A 19762-nucleotide genomic window follows, 5' to 3' on the forward strand; every position below is an offset into this window, starting at 1 on the left:
CCGCAAAGATGGCCGCGCACCAGGAGAAGGACGTACACTCATGTCTCGCCTTAGCGCCCTTGCCGCGATCACGCTGTCGCTTGCCGGCGGCACTGCCCTTTACGCCCAGACCGCGCGCCAGGATGGCGACGCCACGCCGCCGCCGAACGCGCGCTATCTGTCGCAGCCGCTGACGCGCGAGATCTTCACCGCCGATCCCTCCGCGCATGTCTTCAACGGCCGCATCTATGTCTATCCCAGCCACGACATCGAATCCGGCGTGCCGGACGATGACCTGGGCACCCAATACGCGATGCGCGACTACCGGGTGCTGTCGATGGACCGGATCGGCGGCAAGGTGACGGTGCACCCCGTCGCGCTGGACGTGAAGGACGTGCCTTGGGCGTCGAAGCAGATGTGGGCGCCCGACGCCGCCTACAAGAACGGCACTTATTATCTCTACTTCCCCGCCCGAGATCCGCAGGGCGTGTTCCGCATCGGCGTCGCGACCTCCAAGTCGCCGACGGGCCCGTTCAAGGCCGAACCCGAGGCGATCCGCGGCAGCTTCTCGATGGACCCGCAGGTGTTCACCGACAGCGACGGCCAGAGCTACATGTATTTCGGCGGCATCTGGGGCGGCCAGCTCCAGCGCTGGGCGACCGGCAGCTATGACCCGAATGGCGGCGATACCGACCTGAAGCAGGACGACAAGCCGGCGCTGTCGGCCAAGATCGCGCGGCTGGACGGCACCATGAAGCAGTTCGCCGAAGCGCCGCGCGACGTGCAGATCCTCGACGAAGCCGGCAAGCCGATCCTGGGCGGCGATCACCAGCGCCGCTTCTTCGAAGGCAGCTGGACCTTCAAGCGCGGCAACACCTATTACTTCACCTACTCGACCGGCGACACGCACATGCTGGCCTACGCCACCGGCACCACCCCCTATGGCCCGTTCAAGTTCCGCGGCCATTTCCTGAAGCCGGTGCAGGGCTGGACCACGCATCACTCGGTCACCCAGGTCGGCGGCAAATGGTACCTGTTCTACCACGACACCCAGCGCTCGGGTAAGAACTACCTCCGCAACGTGAAGGTTACGCCGCTGACCTTCAACGCGGACGGCACGATCCAGATGATCGACCCGTTCGTCCGCTGACCGTGCGGACCCGCACGATCATGGCCGGGGCGGCGCTGGCCGCCGCCCTTGCCGCCGGCGCCGCCCGAGCCGATCCGCCCGTGCTGGTGCGCCACGGCACCGCCACCCAGCTGCACGTCCAGGGCAAGCCGATGCTGCTGATCGCGGGCGAACTCGGCAATTCGAGCGCGTCCAGCCCGGTCTATATGGAGCCGCACTGGCCGCGGCTGCGCGCGCTGAACCTCAACACCGTGCTCGCGCCGATCCAATGGGACATGATCGAGCCGCGCGAGGGGCAGTTCGACTGGAGCAGCGTCAACACGCTGATCCGCTCGGCACGCGCCAACGACCTGAAGATCGTGGTGCTGTGGTTCGGCGCCTACAAGAACAGCATGTCGACCTATGTGCCCGAATGGGTGAAGCGCGACGCGACGCGCTTTCCCCGCGCGCAGCGGCCCAACGGCCAGGGCGTCGAGATCCTGTCGGCGCATTCGCCCGAGATGATCGCCGCCGACGCGCGCGCCTTCGCCGCGCTGATGGCGCACATCCGCGCGACCGACGAACGCCAGCACACCGTGGTGATGACTCAGGTCGAGAACGAGATCGGCATGCTGCCGGTCGCGCGCGATTACGGCCCGCTGGCGCAGGCGGCTTGGCGCGAGCCGGTGCCGGCCGCGCTTACCCGCTACCTTTCCGAGCATCGCGCGTCGCTGGTGCCCGAGATGAAGCAATTGTGGGAGGATAACGGCGCCCGCACCAGCGGCAGCTGGACCGAGCTGTTCGGGCGCGGCGACGCCGCCGAGGAAGTGTTCACCGCGTGGCATTATGCGCGCTTCGCCGACGCGCTCACGCGCGCGGGCAAGGCGGCGTATGCGATGCCGATGTACGTCAACGTGGCGCTAAACCGCCCGGGCCGCGCACCCGGCGAGTATCCGAGCGGTGGCCCGCTGCCGCACCTGATCGATGTCTGGAAGGCCGGCGCGCCGTCGATCGACCTGCTGGCGCCCGACATCTATTTCCCGAACTTCACGCACATCGTCGACCTTTATACCCGGCCCGACAACCCGCTGTTCGTGCCCGAGGCGAACAACGCCGACCGCTTCGACGTACCGGCCAACGCCTTCTACGCCTTTGGCCAGAAGGACGCGATCGGCTTCGGCCCGTTCTCGATCGAGTCGATCGACGCGGAGGCGAACCATCCGCTTGGCGCCGCTTATGGCGTGCTGCGCCAGCTGAGCCCCTATATTCTCGACGCACAGGGCACCGGGCGGATTGCCGGGTTCAAGCCGCATGCGCTGTATGACGAAACGCTGGTCTATGAACCCCAGGTACGCACCATCGGGGGCTACCGGTTCACCGTCGCGTTTGCCGACATCATCGCCCCCAAGGCCGGGCCCGACACGGGCAAGGCCGGCGGCATGATCATCCAGATCGGCCCGGAGGAATATCTGGTCGCCGGGCGCGGGATCACCGTGACGGCCAAGCCGGTCGGGCAAGGTCCGGCGCTCGCCGGATTCGCCACGGCCGAGGAAGGCGTGTTCGACGCCCAGGGACGCTGGGTGCGCGGCCGGCTGCTAAATGGCGACCAGACTCACCAGGGCCGGCACATCCGCCTGAACGACGAATGGCAGATCCAGCGGATCAAGCTCTACCGTTACGATTGACCGGCGCGGTCGGCACAGCCTGTCCTTCAAAGCAGCTTGTCGAGCGTGATCGGCAGGTCACGCACGCGCTTGCCGGTGGCGTTGAATACGGCGTTGGCGACCGCGGCGGCGACTCCGGTGATGCCGATCTCGCCGATCCCGCGCGCGCCCAGCGGCGAGCGCGGATCGGGAATGCCGGTCCACATCACTTCGATCTCCGGCACGTCCAGGTGCACGGGCACGTGATAGTCGGCGAGCGTCGCGTTCATGATCCGGCCGCTGCGTTCGTCGAACAGCGTTTCCTCGGTCAGCGCCAGCCCCAATCCCATGATCATGCCGCCGCGGAACTGGCTGGCGGCGGTCTTGGGGTTGAGGATCGTGCCGCAGTCGAACGAGCCGAGCAGGCGGTCGACGCGGATCTCCCCGGTCACGTCGCTCACCCGCAGCTCGCAGAACATCGCCGAGGTGCTGTGCATCGCGAATTTGAGCATCTCGAGCGGGGCGCTGCCGGTGCCGGTGACGGTCACCGCGTCGCGGGCGGCGCGGGCCAGGATCGAGCGGTAGCTCTCGTGGCGCCCATTGTCCTCGGTCGAGGCGACTCCGCCGTCGATCAGCCGGACATCGGCCGCGCGCAGCCCGGCGAGTGGGCTGTCGTTGCCGGCGAGCCGAAGCAGCTCGCTCACGAGCTTGTCGGTGGCGGCCATGATCGCCGCGGCGATCGACACCGTCTGCGACGATCCCCCGCCATCGGCCCTGCCGGGAGCGCGGAATCGCCCATGTCGAAGCGGACCGCCTCGACCGGCAATCCGAGCCGGTCGGCGGCATGCTGGACCTGGACGGTGGCAGTGCCCATGCCCATCTCCTGCGCCGACGAGGCGAGCGTGGCCGACCCGTCGCCGTGCAGCGTCAGCCGGACATTGGCGCCGGGCATCCGCGCATAGGGAAGCTGCCGCTCGCGCAGCCCATGCCGATGCGCCATTCGCCCTCGCGGCGTGTGCCCGGGGTCGCCGCCCGCCGTTCCCAGCCGAACCGCGCCGCACCGTCGGCATAGGCCTTGGTCAGCGCGCGCTGCGAGAAGGCGTCGCCGTGGATCGGGTGGCGCTCGGGCTCGTTGCGGCGGCGCAGCTCGATCGGATCGATCGCCATCGCATGCGCGAGTTCGTCGACGGCGCACTCCACTGCGAAGGTGCCGATCGCCTCCCGGCGCGCGCATATAGGTGTTGGGAACGATGGCGAGGTCGATGTGGCGCTGGACGATCTCGAAGCTCTTAGAACTGTACAGCGCCCGCGCGCTCAGGCTGAACTGCTCCGGGCAAGCGCCGTAAGTCGGCATGATCGAATAGCCGGTATGTATCAGCGCAGTGAACCGGCCGTCGGCGTCCGCGCCGAGCGCGACGCGCTGCTCGGATGGCGTGCGCCCGCCGATCATGCGGTACACGCCCTCGCGGTCGAGCACGAGGCGGACCGGGCGCCCGGCCAGCCGCGCCGCCGCTATCGCTACGATCTGGTGGTCCCACAGGCCCTTGCCGCCAAAGCCGCCGCCCACAAACGGCGAAAGCACGCGGACCTGGCCGGGCTTTAGGCCGAACAGCTTCGCCAGCGCGTTGGCGCTGGGGGCGATCATCTGGGTGGCGTCGTGGACGAGCAGCGTGTCGCCGTCCCACGCGACCGTCACGCCGTGCAGCTCGATCGCATTGTGGTTGTGGCCGGGCGTGCGGTAGAGATTGTCCACCCGGTGCGCCGCGCGGCCCAGCTCGCGCTCGGCATCGCCCACCGACACCTGGTTCTTCTCGATCAGGATTGACGCCGGGGTGCGCGCCTGCGCCTTGGCTTCGTCGAAGCGAGTCTTGGCGGGTTCGGCCGCATAGTCGATCTCGATCAGCGACGCGGCATGGTCGGCCTGTTCCTGGGTCTCGGCGAGCACCGCCGCGACCACCTGCCCGTTATAATGGACCGCGTCGTCCTGCAGGATCGGCAGGCTGCTGTTGCCCACTGCGGAGAGGTTGGTGACTCCGATCAGGGGGACCGGGCTGATGCGCGGCATGTTGCGATGGGTGACCACCAGGATCACTCCGGGCGCAGCCTCGGCGGCGGAGGTATCCAGGCGAGTCATCCGCCCGCGCGTGATCGTGGCGTGCACCAGGCTCGCATAGCAAAGCCCCTCCATCGCCACTTCGGCGGCGAATTGTGCCCGGCCACCGACCTTTTCAGGCCCGTCCAGCCGCGAACCCTGCCGACCGATAGCCGCACTGCGTCCGATCAGCGGATCGGGCTTCCCGCCCGGCAGCCACTGCGCCGGCACCCAGCCCAGCGCGGTCTTGACCGACGAAACGACGACGTTCTGCATCCGGCTCATCGGTCGTCTCCAGCAAGTTGCCCCAGCACGGCGGCCAGCGTGCGTGCCGCAAGTTCGATCTTGAAGGCGTTCCCCGGCAGCGGCGTCGCCTCGGCAAGTTCCGCTGCGGCCGCCGCGGCGAAGGCGTCCGGCGTAGCGGGGTTGCCGCGCAAGAACGCCTCCGCGCGGAGGGCACGCCACGGTTTGGTGCCGATGCCGCCAAAGGCGATGCGAACATCGTCGATGCGGCCATCCTGCATCGTCAGCCCTGCGGCGACCGACACCAGCGCGAAGGCGTAGCTCGCCCGGTCGCGAACCTTCCGATAGGACGAGCGCGCAAGCGTGGGTGCAGGCAGTTCGACTGCGACGATCACCTCCCCAGGCGAGAGCATGGTCTCCTGGTCCGGCCGATCGCCGGGCAAGCGGTGGAAGTCGACCAGCGGGATGACCCTCGCCCCGCCCTGCCCCGCGACATGTACCACGGCGTCGAGTGCGACCAGCGCGACGCACATATCGGACGGGTGGGTGGCGATGCAGTCGGGCGAGGCGCCGAGAACGGCGTGGTAGCGGTTGAACCCGCCGATCGCGTCGCACCCACTGCCCGGCACACGCTTGTTGCAGCGGGAGCCCGCGGCATCCTGGAAATAGAGACAGCGCGTCCGCTGCATGAGATTTCCGCCGACCGTCGCCATGTTGCGGATCTGCGCGGAGGCGCCGGCCAGCACCGCGCGCGCGAGCATGGGGTAGCGCTCGCGGACGATCGGATGCGCCGCCACGGCACTGTTGCGTGCCGAGGCTCCGATCATCAGCCCGCCCGCGGCACTCGGTTCGATGATGGTCGACACCATGCTGACATCGACCAGCCGGGTCGGCTGCTCGATGCCCTTGCGCATCAAGTCGATCAGGTTCGTGCCGCCACCGAGCAGGCGGGCAGCCGCATCGCCCGATGCGAGACCTGCCGCGTCTTGGAACGATCCGGCGCGAAGATACGTCACCGGGTTCATGCCACCCGCTCCCGCGCGACCTGGAGGATGGCATCGACGATGCCGTTATGCGCGCCGCATCGGCACAGATTGCCGCTCATCCGCTCGCGTATTTCCTCGCGCGAGATCGACGCATTCCCGGTCAGATCCGAAGTGACGTAGCTGGGCAGCCCAAGCTCGATCTCGCGGAGCATGGCGGTGGCCGCGCAGATCTGCCCCGGCGTGCAATAGCCGCATTGGAACCCGTCATGTTCGATGAACGCCGTCTGCAGCGGGTGCGGTTCGCTTTCGCTGCCCAGACCTTCGATCGTCGTGACCTCCCGGCCGTCGACCTGCACGGCCAGGGTCAGGCAGGAAAGCACGCGCTCGCCGTCGATCAGGACGGTGCAGGCACCACAGGCACCCTGATTGCAGCCGACCTTCGTGCCGGTGAGATGCAGCCGCTCTCGTAGCAGGTCGAGCAACGAGACACGGGCATCCTCGGGCGGCGCAACCGCTGCGCCGTTGATCATGATCGCCATCACCGTTCCTCCGGCCGGACGCACCAATCGCGTCCGCAGGGTTAGGATACAACGAATTTCGTACTATTCAATCGTCGTTCGATGCAATCTTCTGGAGCATCCCGATCAGGCTGTCGCGTTCGGCAGTCGATAGCGGCTCCAACATCCTGTCGTAGAGCTGGCGATGCGCGGCGCGGATATCGACGACACATGCCTCTCCTTCGGCAGAGAGCGCCAGCGCGACGGCACGGCGATCGCCCTCCGCGCGCCGCCGCGCGAGCAGGCCGCGCTTGACGAGCCGGTCGGTAGCCGAGGTGATGGTGGTATTGGCCACGCCCAGGAAGCGTGCGACGTCGCTGGGGCCGCAGCCTGGCTGATCGGCGACGTAGAGCAGCGTCTGCTTGTCGAGCTCGTTCAGCGACTTGCCCGCGCCGGCGGCGTCGACCAGCTTGTACCGGCGCGTGAACGTGTCGAACACCGCGCCAAGTGCAGCAATCTGGTCGTCAGTCGGCTTCGTCATGAGGGCCGCATAGCGTGCTTCGCGCTCGGCTGGCCAGACTTGGCGGCAGTCTCCCCAAAGGTTCACTCCTGAACCTGGCGGAGGATGTTGCCGCAGTCACCGATCAGGAAGACAGCCAGGTATACGGCCCTACCAGCGTGCCGACAAAGCCCGTCGCGGTCTTCGTGCTGAGAAACCTGGCGTCCAGATCGCTTTTCAGCGTCTTGGAAGCGCCCGATTCCGCATAGAGGAAGGCCATCGTGCCGCCGTCCGTTCGGATCGTCAGGGTCACCGGCGCGCTTGTCGCCAGCGGGGCCGTCGCGATCAGCCGCTCCTTGCCGTCCTCGCTCGCATAGAGCGCGACGCACGCCTGTCCTTCCAGGCGCGTCACGCCGAAGAACAGGTAATTGCGATCGCTCTGCATCGCGGCCAGACCGGCCCTGTCGCCATCCTTGTCGGGTGTGAACCGCACCGTCGTGCTCATCGTCGCGCGGTGATGCTGCTGGCGGCGGGCGACGAACCCGGGAACGCCCGACAAGTCCCCCAGGCGGGCCCCCGAATTGAGCACCAGATCGCCACCGTCGAGCCGGTAGAGCCGCGTCTTGGGCGTCCGCACCCCGATCCAGGCGAGGCCCAGTCGGGTGCCGTCGAATTCGTCGGCATAGGCGAAGTCGCCGCTGGTCGGCAGCGCCGCGCGGGGCTGGGCCGGCAGTCCGGGCTTGGGTGCGACGAACGGGATCGCCTTCCCCTTGGGCAGAATGATCGGCCATCCGTCGCGCCAGGTGACCGGGAGCAGGAAGGTTTCGCGACCGATATTGTAATAGTCGCCTGCATAGGGGCGCACCGCGAGGAAGGTGGCCCACCAATCGCCGTTCTGCGTCTGGACGAGCTTCGCATGGCCTGCCGAGGTGATCGGGTTCGGCCGGGTGGGATCCAGGTCGCGCTGCGTCAGGATCGGATTGCCGGCGAATGCGGCATACGGACCACGCAGCGTGCGGGACCGCAGCACGACCTGCGAATGGTTGACGCTGGTGCCGCCTTCGGCCGCGGTCAGATAGTACCACCCGCCACGGCGCAGGATATGGGGTCCTTCGATCCACACCGGCTTCTTGGTGATGTCGACGCCGCCGTTTACGAGCTGCGTCGATTCGCCGACCATCTTGCCCGTGCGCCAGTCGAACTCCTGGATCCAGATCGCGCGGTGTCCGTCATAGCGGGGCGGTTCGGCGGGCGCTCGGTTGTTGACGATATAGGCGCGGTCGCCCTCCCAATGGATTGACGGGTCGATGCCCTCGAACGGAAGCCAGGTCGGATCGGACCAGGGACCCGCGGGGTCCTTCGCCGTAATCACGAAGTTGCCGCCGCAGCCGACACAGGTGTTGGCGATGTAGAAGGTGCCGCCATGATATGAGATGTCGGGCGCGAACACCGCCTCGGACGTGCGCTTGCCCGTGAAATCCAGCTGCCCGGGACGGTCGATCGCGTTGCCGATCTGGGTCCAGTTCACCAGATCCTTCGACCGGAAGATCGGCAGCCCGGGGAAGTGCGCGAAGGAGGAGAGCACCAGGTAATAATCGTCGCCGACGCGCGTGACCGACGGGTCGGGATAATAGCCCGACACGATCGGGTTGCGATACTGCCCCGGCAACGCGGTTGCCTGCTCCTGGCTCTGTCCTTCATAGGCGAACCGGCTGAAGCGCGGGAGGTCGCTAGCCGCAGCCGAAGTGGCGGCCAGGGCGGCCGCAAGCGCAAGCAGACGAAGCACGTGTCTCTCCTTGTTCGTGCCGGATCCCGGCTTCGCGCGGAGCATAGGCAGCGATCGCGCATCCATGAAACCGCATTTCATTCACACGCGCGTTAGTGAACGTTGACAAGCCCCTGCGATCGCTGCAACCTCAGGATCAAGCCGGCACGCAGATGATCGGCAAACATGGAGAGAGAGCATGCGGGCATATCTTCTCGCGTCGGCATGTGCCGTCGCCGTCGCGACCGGCGTTTCGCCGGCGGCAGCGCAGAACGACCCTGCCACGACCGTCGAGCAACTCAGCCCCACCGCGCAGCAGGATGACGCGGAAGCGGGCCAGAACGAAGTCGTCGTCACCGCCACCCGTCGCGAAGAGCGGATCCAGGACGTGCCGATCAGCGTCACCGCCTTCCAGCAGGAAGAGCTGACCCAAAAAGGCATCGTCGGCTTCGAGGATCGCCCGCGAGACCCCGGGCGTGATCCTCAACCGCCCGACCCAGAACTTCAACAACTTCACCGCCCGCGGCATCGCCACCAACGGCTATAACGCCAATCTCCAGAGCTCAGTCGCGGTATACATGGACGAGCTGCCGATCTCGACGATCGGCAACACCACCGTGGTCGACCCGAACCTGTTCGACGTCGAGCGCGTCGAGTTCCTGCGCGGTCCGCAGGGCACGCTGTTCGGCTCGGGCTCGCTTTCGGGCGCCATGCGGATCCTCACCAAGAGCCCCGACCTCAACAATTTCGACACCTCGGTGCTGGTCGATCTCGCCCTCACCGGCTCGGACAGCTTCCGCCAGCGCTACAATGCGATGCTCAACATTCCGGTGGTGACCGACAAGCTCGCGATCCGCGCGGTCGGCTTCTACCGCAACGAGGAAGGCTATCTCGACAATGTCGGGACCGGCGTCCACAACTCGAACACGCTCAAGGACTATGGCGGTCGCGCGCTCGCTTTGTGGAAGCCCACCGACCGCCTGTCGATCCGCCTGCTCGGCTCGTACGAGAACAGCGATCCCGCCGATTCCTCGCTCACCAGCCCCTCGCTCGGCCGCGAGAAGCGCGTCTCGGACCAGCCCGACCGCTTCACCGGCAAGCAGACGATCCTCAACGCCACTCTCGAATACCAGGCCGATTTCGCGACGCTGACCAGCTCGTCGACCTATTCGGATTTCGACCAGCGCTTCTGGCTCGACCTGGCCGGCACCTTCCCCCGCCAGCCCGCTTACCCCGGCGCGCCGATCGCCTTCGGCCTCGACGCCAACGCCTATGACAAGGTGTTCGTCCAGGAGACCCGCCTCGCCTCGACCCTCGATGGCCCGCTCCAGTTCGTGGTCGGCGGCTTCTACCTCCACCGCCGCCGCGACGTGGACTATTTCTACCGCTCGTCGCTCGCCTTCCTGGCGGCGCGCGGCCTCACCGGGCTTCCCGACCAATATTACCAAAAGCAATATACCCATCAGATCAGCGAGGAACTCGCCGGCTTCGGCGAGCTGACCTACCGCTTCTCCGACAAGTTCTGGGTCACCGGCGGCATGCGCTACGGCCGCACCTCGGCACAGGGCTTCACCGAGGAGGGCGGCTATCTCGCCACCGCCTTCGGCCAGAATTACTTCACCTATGCGCTGCTCGGCATCCCGGTGAACTTCAACACCTTCACGCCCTATGCGGCAGTCGAGGGCGTCAAGGCATCGGGAACCAAACCGTCGTGGAAGGCCAGCGTCAGCTACAAGCCCAGCCAGTCGCTAACCACCTACGCCACCTTCTCCACCGGCTTCCGCGCGCCGATCGTCAACGCGTTCGCCGGGCGTCCCAGCCTGGTGAACCCCAACGACATCACCATCCCCTATGGCGCGGATTCGGACGACCTGAAGAGCTACGAAGTCGGCGCCAAGGCCCGCTTCCTGAACGGCTTGGTGACGATCAACGCCGCGGCGTATCTGATCGACTGGAGCAACATCCAGGCGCAGGCCAACCGCGTGTCGGACTCGGTCCAGTTCGCCACCAATATCGGCGCCGCGCAGAGCAAGGGCTTCGAAGTCGAGATGGGGATCATCCCGGCCAAGGACGTCTTCATCGGCTTCAACGCCGCATATAACGACGCCAAGATCACCAAGCTCAGCGCCGAGGAAGCCGCGATCTCGGGCGCGGTGCTCGGCCACCGCCTCTCGGCGCCCCGGCTCCAGGGCGCGATGTTCCTGTCCTACGGCTTCGACCTGGGCCGGGATACCAAGGGCACGCTGGCGGTGAACGCGCAATATGTCGGCTCGTACAACAGCTCGTTCCCGAACACGCCGGGCCTCCCCAACGTGCCGCTGTCGACCTTTGGCGAAACCGACGAATATGTGAACACCAATGTCAGCTTCGGCATGAAGCGCGGGCCGGTATCAGCGCAGCTCTATGTCGAGAATCTGTTCGACGATCACTCGGTGATCTACATCCACCCCGAGGCGTTCCTGGTCAGCCGGTTCGGCACGCTGCGCCCGCGCACCATCGGCATCCGTCTCGGCTACGGGCTTTGATCGGTGAGCGCCGCTTCCACCTCCTCGACGTCCGCGCCGGAACTCGACACCGCACGCGCGCGGCCGCCCTGGTTCGTGCTGGCGGCGCTCACCTTCGTCTACATCCTCAACTTCCTGGATCGCCAGCTGATCGGCATCCTCGCCAAGCCGATTCAGGACTCGCTGCAAGTCACCGATGGCCAGCTCGGGCTGATCGGCGGGCTGTATTTCGCGATGTTCTATTGCTTCATCGCCATTCCGGTAGGCTGGCTGGCGGACCGCACCAACCGGGTGCGGGTGCTCTCCCTCGCCTGCGCGATCTGGAGCGGCGCCACGACGGCCTGCGGCCTTGCCGCCAGCTATCCTCAGCTTGTGGCGGCGCGGATGATGGTCGGCTTCGGCGAGGCGGGCGGGGTTCCGCCGTCCTACGCGATCATCACCGACACCTACCCGCCGGGCAAGCGTGCGGCGGCGATCGGCATCTTCAATCTCGGACCCGCGATCGGCGCCGCCGCCGGCGTGGCCTTTGGCGCCTCGATTGCCGAGCGCTTCGGCTGGCGCATGCCGTTCATCGTCGTCGGCGGGATCGGCATCCTCACTGCCGTGCTGGTCTGGCTGTTCATCCGTGAGCCCGAACGCGGCGCGACCGATGCCGTGCGCAGCGGCGACGCGTCGGAAAAGGCTCTGTTCTGGCCGACGCTGCGGATGTTCTTCTCGCAGCCGATCCTGATGCTCGCGGCGCTGGGCAGCGGCGCCACGCAGTTCGTCACCTACGGCCTGGGCAATTTCGCCGTGCTGTTCCTGATGCGCGAAAAGGGGATGGTGCTGGGCGAAGTCGCAATCTGGTACGCGCTGGTGCTCGCGCTCGGCATGGGCGGCGGCATGGTGCTTTCCGGCCGCGTGATTGACCGCATGACCCGGCGGTCGCGCACCGGCTATGCGATCGCCCCGGCGGTATCGCTCGCCATCGCCATGCCCTTCTACCTCGCCTTTGTCTGGGCGCCGAGCTGGCCGCTCGCGCTGGTGCTGCTCGCGGTCGTGATGACCTTCAACTACTTCTATCTCTCGGCCTCGGTCGCGCTGGTGCAGGAGGAAGTGAAGCCCAACCAGCGGGTGCTATCCGGCGCGCTGTTGCTGCTGGTGATGAACTTCATCGGCCTCGGCCTCGGCCCCACCTGGGTCGGCGCGGCGAGCGACTGGTTCAAGGCGCAGGGCGACGCGCATGGCCTGCAATCGGCGCTCTACACGCTCACACCCTTCTATTTCCTCGCCATCGCGCTCTTCCTCTGGCTCGCGCGGTTGCTGCGCCGCGAGGGGCCCAACCCGGTCCAGGTTCCCGCATGAAACAGCTTCCCTCTGCCGCGTTCGCGGCATGCCTCCTCGCCGCCAGCCCCGCACTGGCCCAGTCGCCCATCGTCGATGCACCGGCGGGAAGGCTGGAGGGCAGCGCCGAAGGCACGCTCCGGCTGTTCAAGGGCATCCCCTATACCCAGCCGCCGGTGGGCGCGAAGCGCTGGCAGGCGCCGGCGCCGCTGCCGGCTTGGCCGGGCGTCCGCAAGGCGACCAGCTTCGGCCCCGCCTGCGTCCAGCCGCGCCCGAAGATCGCCGGCATCTACACCAACCCGCCCGAGCGGATGAGCGAGGACTGCCTGACGCTCAACGTCTGGGCGCCCAGGAACGCCGGCAAGCTGCCGGTGTTCGTCTGGATCCACGGCGGCGCGCTGGTCTCGGGCTACAGCCATGAGGGGATGTACGACGGCGCGCGCATGGCCGCGCGCGGCATGATCGTCGTCTCGATCAACTATCGGCTGGGCATCCTCGGCTACCTCGCCCATCCCGGTCTCAGCGCGGAATCGCCCGAGGGCATCTCGGGCAATTACGGCCTGCTCGACCAGATCGCGGCGCTCCGCTGGGTGAAGGACAATATCGGCGCGTTCGGCGGCGATGCTGCCAACGTCACGGTCGCAGGCGATCCGCCGGCGGGCTGAGCGTGATGTACCTGATGGCGAGCCCGCGGGCGCGCGGCCTGTTTCAGCGGGCGATCGCCCAGAGCGCCTATATGATTTCCGCGCCAGACCTGAAGACGGCGCGCAACGGCACGCCTTCGGCCGAAGCGGCCGGCACGCTGGCGATGACCGCGCTCGGCGCCGCCGACCTTGCCGGCCTGCGGGCGATGGACGCCGAAAAGCTCACCAGCGATGCCGCGGGCAAGGGCTATGGCCCCTGGGGCACGGTCGACGGCAAGATACTGCCCCGGCAGCTGGCCGAGACCTGGGATCGCGGCGAACAGGCGCCGGTACCAATATTGGCCGGCTTCAACAGCGGCGAAATCCGCTCGCTGCGTGTCCTCCTCCCCCCGGCCCCCGCCGATGCCGCCGCCTATGAAACGGCGATCCGCGCCCGCTATGGCGATCTGGCGGACGCGTTCCTGCGCCTCTACCCGTCGAACGCGATCGGCGAGAGCATGCTCGCCACCACCCGCGACGCGCTCTACGGCTGGACCTCGACGCGCCTCGCCCTTGGCCAGACCGCGATCGGCCAGCGCGGCTATCTCTATCTTTTCGATCATGGCTATCCGGCTACCGACGACAACGGGCTGCACGCCTTCCACGCGTCGGAGATCCCCTATGTCTTCGGCACCGCCGGCCGCACCCCGGCGCTGTGGCCCAAGGTGCCGGACACCCCCGCCGAGCGACGGATGTCGGACGCGATGATGGGCTATTGGTCCTCCTTCGCGAAGACCGGCACGCCCGCCGCGAACGGCCAGCCGACGTGGCAGCCCTATGGCAAGGAAGGGCATTATATGGCCTTTGCCCAGGCGCCGCGCCCGGGCACCAAGCTGTTCCCCGGCATGTTCGCGCTGCACGAGGCGGCGGTCTGCCGCCGGCGCGCCGCCGGCGATCAGCCCTGGAACTGGAACACCGGCATCGCCTCTCCCGTGCTCAAGAAGACGGAAGGGTGCCGATGATCGACGGGAGCATGCAGGATTATCCGCTCACCCTCGACAAGTTCCTGGATCACGCCGCCAAATGGCACCCGCATGCACAGGTCGTCACTGCGTGTGAGGACGGCGCCAGCCAGCGGATCGGCTATGCCGAACTGCGGACGCGGGCGCTGGCGGTTTCCTCGATCCTCGCGGATCTCGGCACGCGCCTGGGTGACCGCGTCGCGACGCTCGCCTGGAACAGCCAGGCGCATGTCGAGGCCTGGTACGGCGTGATGGGCATGGGTGCGGTCTGCCACCCTCAACCCGCGCCTCACTGCGGTCCAGCTTGCCGCGATGCTCCGCCAGTCGCAGGCGAAGCTGCTGATCGCCAGCGCCGACCTGCTGCCGCTCGCCTTGCGGATCGTCGAGGAAGGCGCGCCGATCGGCCAGATCCTGGTGATCGACGGCGATGCCGGTGTGACCGCAACTCCGACGCGGATACCCGTCAGCGCATTGGCGCCGATGATCGCGACGGCGTCGTCCGACATCGCCTGGGGCGGCTTCGCGGAGACGACGCCGTCCGGCCTGTGCTTCACTTCGGGCACCACCGGCGCGCCCAAGGGCGTCACCTACACGCACCGCTCGAGCTTCCTCCATACCCTGCGCCTGCTTCAGGTCGACGTCATGGCGATCTCGGGCGGCGACGCGGTTCTCGCGGTGGTGCCGATGTTCCATGCCAATGCCTGGGGCTTGCCCTTCGCGCTTCCGGCCGCCGGCGGCAAGCTGGTGCTGCCCGGCCGCTATAATGACGGCGCCAGCCTGGCGCGGCTGATCGCGTCGGAAGGCGTGACCGTCGGTGTCGGCGTGCCGACCGTCTGGCTCGGCGTCGCCGAGCATCTCGAGGCCACCGGGGCACCCTGCCCTCGCTGAAGCGGATCATCGTCGGCGGCGCGCCGCTGCCGCCGGCGCTGATGGAGCGGATCGAACAGCGCCTAGGCGTCACCGTCCAGACCAGTTGGGGCATGACCGAGCTGTCCCCCTCGGGCACCGTCGCGCTGCCGGGCGACCCGCAACGTTCCGCCGCCTATTCCGGCAAGCCGGCGATCGGCGTGGACCTCCGCCTCACCGATGCCGATGGGCGGCCGCTGCCCGATCAGCGCGGCCTCGAGGGGCATCTGCACGTCCGCGGCGCCGCCGTGATCGAACGCTATTTCGGTCACGACGAAAGCGCCACCGACGCAGAGGGTTGGTTCGCCACCGGCGACCTGGCCCGCATCGAAGCCGATGGGAACCTGATCATCACCGGGCGCGCCAAGGACCTGATCAAGTCGGGCGGCGAGTGGATCAACCCTGCCGAGATCGAGGCGGTCGTCGGCGCGCTTCCGCAAGTCTCGCTCGCCGCCGTGATCGGAAGGCCGGACGCGAAATGGGGCGAGCGTCCGCTCCTGCTGGTCGAGGTGCGCGCCGAGCAGGACGTGAGCGACGAGGCGCTGCTCGCCTCGCTTCGTGGACGGGTCGCACCGTGGTGGATACCCGATGCGGTCGTTCGCCTGGCAAGCATGCCGCTGGCACCGACGGGGAAGATCGACAAGGTTCGCTTGCGCTCGCAATATGCGCATGCGTGAGCGCTTCCGCGCGGCTTGACGCCCGCACGCGCAGGACCGAAGAACATTCGCGTGCAAGAGAATGTCAAACCCGCGCGACGCTCCAAAAAGGCCGAACAGCGCGCCGAAACCATGGATCTGATCCTCGACTCCGCCGAGTATCTCTTCTCCAAGCATGGTCTCTACGGCGTCACGCTCAAGGACGTCGCCAAGCGCGTCGGCGTCCACCACACGCTGTTGAACTATTATTTCGAAGACAAGAACAAGCTTTTCCAGGCGGTGTTCGCCCGCCGCGCGGTGGTGACCAGCGAGCGGCGGATGCAGGCGCTCGACGATTATGAGGCGCTCTGCAAGGACACGCCGACCGTCGAGGGCGCGCTGCGCGCCTTTCTCGATACCGATCTCGATCTGTATATCGAGGGGAGAAGCCTGGAAGAACTATGCCGCGCTGGGCGCACAGGTCGCCAACACGCCGGAGTGGGGTGCCGAGCTGATGGACGAGCATTTCGATCCCGTCGTGCTGCGGCTGATCGCACTGCTCAAGAAAGCCCTGCCCGACTGCGCGGAACAGGACATTTTCTGGGGCTATCACTTCGTGACCGGCGCCTTGATGCTCACGCTCGCGCGCACCGGCCGGATCGACAAATTGTCGCACGGATTGTGCAAATCGGACGATTTCGTCGCGGTTAAGGAGCGAATGGCGTCGTTTATGGCGGCCGGTTTCCTCGAAATCTGCAAGCCGGCGCGCTGAAATCGTTCATTCACTCTCTTGTTAGTGAAATTGGGTTGCGGTACGCTCCGGCAAAACAAGGAGAGGCACCGTTGATGGAACTGGAAGGTCGCGTAGCGCTCGTCACAGGCGCAGGCGGGGGACTCGGGCGCGCACACGCTCTCTACCTCGCCAGCAAGGGCGCGAAGCTGGTCGTCAACGATGTCTCCGAAGAGAGTTCCGCTCGGGTCGCATCCGAGATCGAGGCGGCGGGAGGGCAAGCAATGCCCGCCGCCGCCTCGGTAACCGATGAGCTCGGCGTCAACCAGATCGTCAACCAGGCTCTGGAACGCTGGAATCGCATAGACATTCTAGTCAACAACGCCGGCATCCTGCGCGACAAGAGCTTCGCCAAAATGACCATGGACGAGTTCCGCCTGGTGGTGGACGTCCACCTGATGGGCGCCGCCATCTGCTCCAAGGCGGTCTGGGAAATCATGCGCAGCCAGCTTTATGGCCGCATCGTCATGACCACCTCGTCGTCGGGTCTCTACGGCAATTTCGGCCAGGCCAATTACGGCGCTGCCAAGATGGCGCTGGTCGGCCTCATGCAGACCCTGGCTATCGAAGGTGAGAAATACGGCATCCGCGTCAACGCCCTCGCCCCCACTGCCGCGACTCAGATGACTCACGGCGTCCTGTCCGACGAAAGCCTGACGCATCTCGACCCGAGCCTGGTGAGCCCCGGCTTGCTCGCACTCGTCGGCGAAGCCGCGCCGACCCGGGCGATCCTGTGCGCCGGCGCCGGCCATTTCGCGCGGGCGAACGTCACGCTCACCGAAGGCGTGTTCATCGGCAGAGGTGAGAATTCCGGCGAACAGCTCGTGAACCAGTGGGACGCCGCAAGCGACCGGACGGGCGAGATCGTTCCGGCATACGGCTTCTTACAGGCCGAACGGGAACTGGCGAGTGCCGGCTCGTCCAGCGAAGCGATGGCAGTCACACGCTGACGAACCATATTGGCGCTGCCGCGTAAGCCACTGGACTTCTGCGCTGTCGGGCTTATGTACCGATCATTATGAAAATGGGTTGCGCAGTAAGAGGTCGCCCGCGCGAGTTTGATCCGGAGACGGCGCTCGCCGCGGCGCTTCGCGTCTTCTGGAGCAAGGGCTATGAAGGCGCGTCGCTCAGCGACTTGACGGAGGCTATGGGGATCACCCGGCCCAGCCTGTACGCCTCGTTCGGCAACAAGGAAGCGCTCTTCAAGATGGCGCTCGATCTCTACGAGCGCGAGAAACTCGACTATATCGGCGAGGCACTGAAAGAGAGGACGGCGCGTCAAGTCGCCGAGCATCTTTTGCGCAGCGCGCTCGAGATGCAGATGAGCAACTGCGATCCGAAAGGCTGCATGGGCGTGATCAACGCCGTGGCCTGCGGAGCCGAAGCCGAATCGATACGCGCGGAAGTGATCGAACGCGGACGCCTGGCCAAGCACGGGATTATCGCTCGGTTCGAGCGCGCGAAGGCGGAGGGCGACCTTCCGGCCGACAGCGACGCCGTAGGACTGACCAGCTATCTGACGGCGATCATGCAGGGACTTGCCGTCCAGGCTGGTGCGGGAGCTTCCTGCACCGACCTGAAGGCGCTGATCGACACCAGTCTGGCGATGTGGCCTGGTGGCAAGAATTAGCCGCTCGTTTCGGGATCGACAAAAAATACCGTACGGTATAAAAAGCAGTTGACCGGCGGCCGAGCTCTTTCTATACCGTGCAGTATAGAAGATCGGGAACTACCGCAGCGCTGAACGGGACGATGTCACCAGGCGGCGCTTCAGCAGAAGGATGAGAGGGCGAGTAGCGGGCCGTGGGATATGTCCTGCGCGGCCAGTCTCCTCGCGCCTCGTCAAGACAATGACCAGCAGGCTGGTGGAAGGGGTTCCACGCAGCGCGAGGACGTGCGCCTCGCCTGGTCGGACAGGAGGAAGCGAGACATGGCGTATCTGAACTTTAGCGAATTGCAGGGCAGCCCCGTTGCTGCGCCCGCCGATGTGATGGCTGCCGCCGGCCTGAGCGCGCTCGAATGGTCGGTCGTAGCCCTTGCTCAGAAGGATCGGCTCTCCAGCCTGAAGACCCCTGGGCGCATGTCGATGGCAATGGGCGTGATCTTCGGCAAGCAGAGCGCCAACCCGCAACTGGCGGATCCCAGGCTGGAGGCACTACGCCGGATGTCCGTGCTTGCACGCGCATGTCTTCAACGGCCGCATCTATGTCTATCCCAGCCACGACATCGAATCCGGCGTGCCGGACGATGACCTGGGCACCCAATACGCGATGCGCGACTACCGGGTGCTGTCGATGGACCGGATCGGCGGCAAGGTGACGGTGCACCCCGTCGCGCTGGACGTGAAGGACGTGCCTTGGGCGTCGAAGCAGATGTGGGCGCCCGACGCCGCCTACAAGAACGGCACTTATTATCTCTACTTCCCCGCCCGAGATCCGCAGGGCGTGTTCCGCATCGGCGTCGCGACCTCCAAGTCGCCGACGGGCCGTTCAAGGCCGAACCCGAGGCGATCCGCGGCAACTTCTCGATGGACCCGCAGGTGTTCACCGACAGCGACGGCCAGAGCTACATGTATTTCGGCGGCATCTGGGGCGGCCAGCTCCAGCGCTGGGCGACCGGCAGCTATGACCCGAATGGCGGCGATACCGACCTGAAGCAGGACGACAAGCCGGCGCTGTCGGCCAAGATCGCGCGGCTGGACGGCACCATGAAGCAGTTCGCCGAAGCGCCGCGCGACGTGCAGATCCTCGACGAAGCCGGCAAGCCGATCCTGGGCGGCGATCACCAGCGCCGCTTCTTCGAAGGCAGCTGGACCTTCAAGCGCGGCAACACCTATTACTTCACCTACTCGACCGGCGACACGCACATGCTGGCCTACGCCACCGGCACCACCCCCTATGGCCCGTTCAAGTTCCGCGGCCATTTCCTGAAGCCGGTGCAGGGCTGGACCACGCATCACTCGGTCACCCAGGTCGGCGGCAAATGGTACCTGTTCTACCACGACACCCAGCGCTCGGGTAAGAACTACCTCCGCAACGTGAAGGTTACGCCGCTGACCTTCAACGCGGACGGCACGATCCAGATGATCGACCCGTTCGTCCGCTGACCGTGCGGACCCGCACGATCATGGCCGGGGCGGCGCTGGCC

General features: G+C 66.7%; 16 protein-coding genes and 4 pseudogenes. 14 read left to right on the plus strand and 6 right to left on the minus strand.

Annotated elements, in window-relative coordinates; all coding sequences use genetic code 11:
- The first annotated feature begins 40 nt into the window (after positions 1 to 40).
- Together LZ586_RS03905 and LZ586_RS03910 are read left to right on the plus strand one after the other, a co-directional pair.
- On the plus strand, positions 41 to 1129 hold the full coding sequence (locus tag LZ586_RS03905; protein ID WP_235078375.1) for a glycoside hydrolase family 43 protein: 1089 nt from the start codon (positions 41 to 43) through the stop codon (positions 1127 to 1129).
- Positions 1130 to 1131: 2 nt separating this feature from the next.
- Positions 1132 to 2772 carry a DUF5597 domain-containing protein gene (locus tag LZ586_RS03910; protein WP_235078376.1) on the plus strand — a complete coding sequence of 547 codons (1641 nt, stop codon included), beginning with the start codon at positions 1132 to 1134 and terminating at the stop codon, positions 2770 to 2772.
- 26 nt (positions 2773 to 2798) lie between these two features.
- Here the strand turns inward: LZ586_RS03910 and LZ586_RS18105 are convergent, their stop codons facing one another.
- From LZ586_RS18105 to LZ586_RS03935, 6 genes are all read right to left on the minus strand, one after another.
- Positions 2799 to 3476: a molybdopterin cofactor-binding domain-containing protein gene (locus LZ586_RS18105; RefSeq protein WP_261346033.1), complete on the minus strand. Its 678-nt coding sequence runs from the start codon at positions 3474 to 3476 to the stop codon at positions 2799 to 2801.
- Positions 3431 to 5107, minus strand: coding sequence for a xanthine dehydrogenase family protein molybdopterin-binding subunit (locus tag LZ586_RS18210; protein ID WP_319938046.1), 1677 nt, complete (start codon positions 5105 to 5107; stop codon positions 3431 to 3433). Before LZ586_RS18210 ends, LZ586_RS18105 begins: the two co-directional genes overlap by 46 nt.
- A complete protein-coding gene (locus LZ586_RS03920) occupies positions 5104 to 6090 on the minus strand; it encodes an FAD binding domain-containing protein (protein ID WP_235078377.1) in 987 nt (328 codons plus the stop codon). The genes LZ586_RS18210 and LZ586_RS03920 overlap by 4 nt, the downstream gene beginning before the upstream one ends.
- Positions 6087 to 6590, minus strand: coding sequence for a (2Fe-2S)-binding protein (locus LZ586_RS03925; RefSeq protein WP_235078378.1), 504 nt, complete (start codon positions 6588 to 6590; stop codon positions 6087 to 6089). Before LZ586_RS03925 ends, LZ586_RS03920 begins: the two co-directional genes overlap by 4 nt.
- Positions 6591 to 6657: 67 nt before the next feature.
- Positions 6658 to 7089: a MarR family winged helix-turn-helix transcriptional regulator gene (locus LZ586_RS03930; RefSeq protein ID WP_235078379.1), complete on the minus strand. Its 432-nt coding sequence runs from the start codon at positions 7087 to 7089 to the stop codon at positions 6658 to 6660.
- A 103-nt stretch (positions 7090 to 7192) separates the two neighbouring features.
- Positions 7193 to 8878: a glycoside hydrolase family 43 protein gene (locus tag LZ586_RS03935; RefSeq protein WP_413777314.1), complete on the minus strand. Its 1686-nt coding sequence runs from the start codon at positions 8876 to 8878 to the stop codon at positions 7193 to 7195.
- Between the two features lie 133 nt (positions 8879 to 9011).
- On the opposite strand from LZ586_RS03935, the gene LZ586_RS03940 reads away from it, so the two are divergent.
- From LZ586_RS03940 to LZ586_RS03990, 12 genes and pseudogenes are all read left to right on the plus strand, one after another.
- Entirely contained in the window at positions 9012 to 9359 is a 348-nt protein-coding gene (locus LZ586_RS03940; protein ID WP_235078380.1) for a hypothetical protein, read from the plus strand.
- Positions 9289 to 11337 (plus strand): TonB-dependent receptor, encoded by a 2049-nt coding sequence (locus LZ586_RS03945; RefSeq protein WP_235078381.1) that lies wholly within the window; start codon positions 9289 to 9291, stop codon positions 11335 to 11337. Before LZ586_RS03940 ends, LZ586_RS03945 begins: the two co-directional genes overlap by 71 nt.
- A gap of 3 nt (positions 11338 to 11340) precedes the next feature.
- A complete protein-coding gene (locus LZ586_RS03950; RefSeq protein WP_235078382.1) occupies positions 11341 to 12660 on the plus strand; it encodes a spinster family MFS transporter in 1320 nt (439 codons plus the stop codon).
- A pseudogene (locus tag LZ586_RS03955) lies at positions 12657 to 14284 on the plus strand (carboxylesterase/lipase family protein). Before LZ586_RS03950 ends, LZ586_RS03955 begins: the two are co-directional and overlap by 4 nt.
- A gap of 11 nt (positions 14285 to 14295) precedes the next feature.
- Positions 14296 to 15396, plus strand: a pseudogene (locus LZ586_RS18215) (AMP-binding protein); the annotation flags it as partial.
- Positions 15397 to 15645: 249 nt separating this feature from the next.
- Positions 15646 to 15867, plus strand: a complete 222-nt coding sequence (locus LZ586_RS18260; RefSeq protein WP_413777326.1) for an AMP-binding enzyme — start codon at positions 15646 to 15648, stop codon at positions 15865 to 15867.
- A gap of 111 nt (positions 15868 to 15978) precedes the next feature.
- Positions 15979 to 16068 (plus strand): annotated as a pseudogene (locus LZ586_RS03965) (TetR family transcriptional regulator); the annotation flags it as partial.
- A 115-nt stretch (positions 16069 to 16183) separates the two neighbouring features.
- On the plus strand, positions 16184 to 16597 hold the full coding sequence (locus LZ586_RS03970) for a hypothetical protein (RefSeq protein ID WP_235079730.1): 414 nt from the start codon (positions 16184 to 16186) through the stop codon (positions 16595 to 16597).
- Positions 16598 to 16671: 74 nt separating this feature from the next.
- The gene (locus LZ586_RS03975; RefSeq protein ID WP_235078383.1) at positions 16672 to 17565 is read left to right on the plus strand and encodes an SDR family NAD(P)-dependent oxidoreductase; all 894 of its coding nucleotides are present in this window, start codon (positions 16672 to 16674) and stop codon (positions 17563 to 17565) included.
- 68 nt (positions 17566 to 17633) lie between these two features.
- Positions 17634 to 18245, plus strand: a complete 612-nt coding sequence (locus LZ586_RS03980) for a TetR/AcrR family transcriptional regulator (RefSeq protein WP_235078384.1) — start codon at positions 17634 to 17636, stop codon at positions 18243 to 18245.
- A gap of 300 nt (positions 18246 to 18545) precedes the next feature.
- A complete protein-coding gene (locus LZ586_RS03985) occupies positions 18546 to 18866 on the plus strand; it encodes a hypothetical protein (protein WP_235078385.1) in 321 nt (106 codons plus the stop codon).
- Positions 18796 to 19721, plus strand: a pseudogene (locus LZ586_RS03990) (glycoside hydrolase family 43 protein); the annotation flags it as partial. The gene LZ586_RS03985 and the pseudogene LZ586_RS03990, both read left to right, overlap by 71 nt.
- Positions 19722 to 19762 lie beyond the last annotated feature (41 nt).

The sequence above is a fragment of the Sphingomonas sp. S2-65 genome (genome assembly GCF_021513175.1).
GTDB lineage: Bacteria > Pseudomonadota > Alphaproteobacteria > Sphingomonadales > Sphingomonadaceae > Sphingomonas.

Coding starts and splice junctions, on each gene's coding strand:
- LZ586_RS03905 (WP_235078375.1), top strand. CDS start 41: ATGTCTCGCCTTAGCGCCCTTGCCGCGATCACGCTGTCGCTTGCCGGC.
- LZ586_RS18210 (WP_319938046.1), bottom strand. CDS start 5,107: ATGAGCCGGATGCAGAACGTCGTCGTTTCGTCGGTCAAGACCGCGCTG.
- LZ586_RS03920 (WP_235078377.1), bottom strand. CDS start 6,090: ATGAACCCGGTGACGTATCTTCGCGCCGGATCGTTCCAAGACGCGGCA.
- LZ586_RS03925 (WP_235078378.1), bottom strand. CDS start 6,590: ATGGCGATCATGATCAACGGCGCAGCGGTTGCGCCGCCCGAGGATGCC.
- LZ586_RS03930 (WP_235078379.1), bottom strand. CDS start 7,089: ATGACGAAGCCGACTGACGACCAGATTGCTGCACTTGGCGCGGTGTTC.
- LZ586_RS03935 (WP_413777314.1), bottom strand. CDS start 8,878: ATGCTCCGCGCGAAGCCGGGATCCGGCACGAACAAGGAGAGACACGTG.
- LZ586_RS03940 (WP_235078380.1), top strand. CDS start 9,012: ATGCGGGCATATCTTCTCGCGTCGGCATGTGCCGTCGCCGTCGCGACC.
- LZ586_RS03970 (WP_235079730.1), top strand. CDS start 16,184: ATGAGGCGCTCTGCAAGGACACGCCGACCGTCGAGGGCGCGCTGCGCG.
- LZ586_RS03975 (WP_235078383.1), top strand. CDS start 16,672: ATGGAACTGGAAGGTCGCGTAGCGCTCGTCACAGGCGCAGGCGGGGGA.
- LZ586_RS03980 (WP_235078384.1), top strand. CDS start 17,634: ATGAAAATGGGTTGCGCAGTAAGAGGTCGCCCGCGCGAGTTTGATCCG.
- LZ586_RS03985 (WP_235078385.1), top strand. CDS start 18,546: ATGGCGTATCTGAACTTTAGCGAATTGCAGGGCAGCCCCGTTGCTGCG.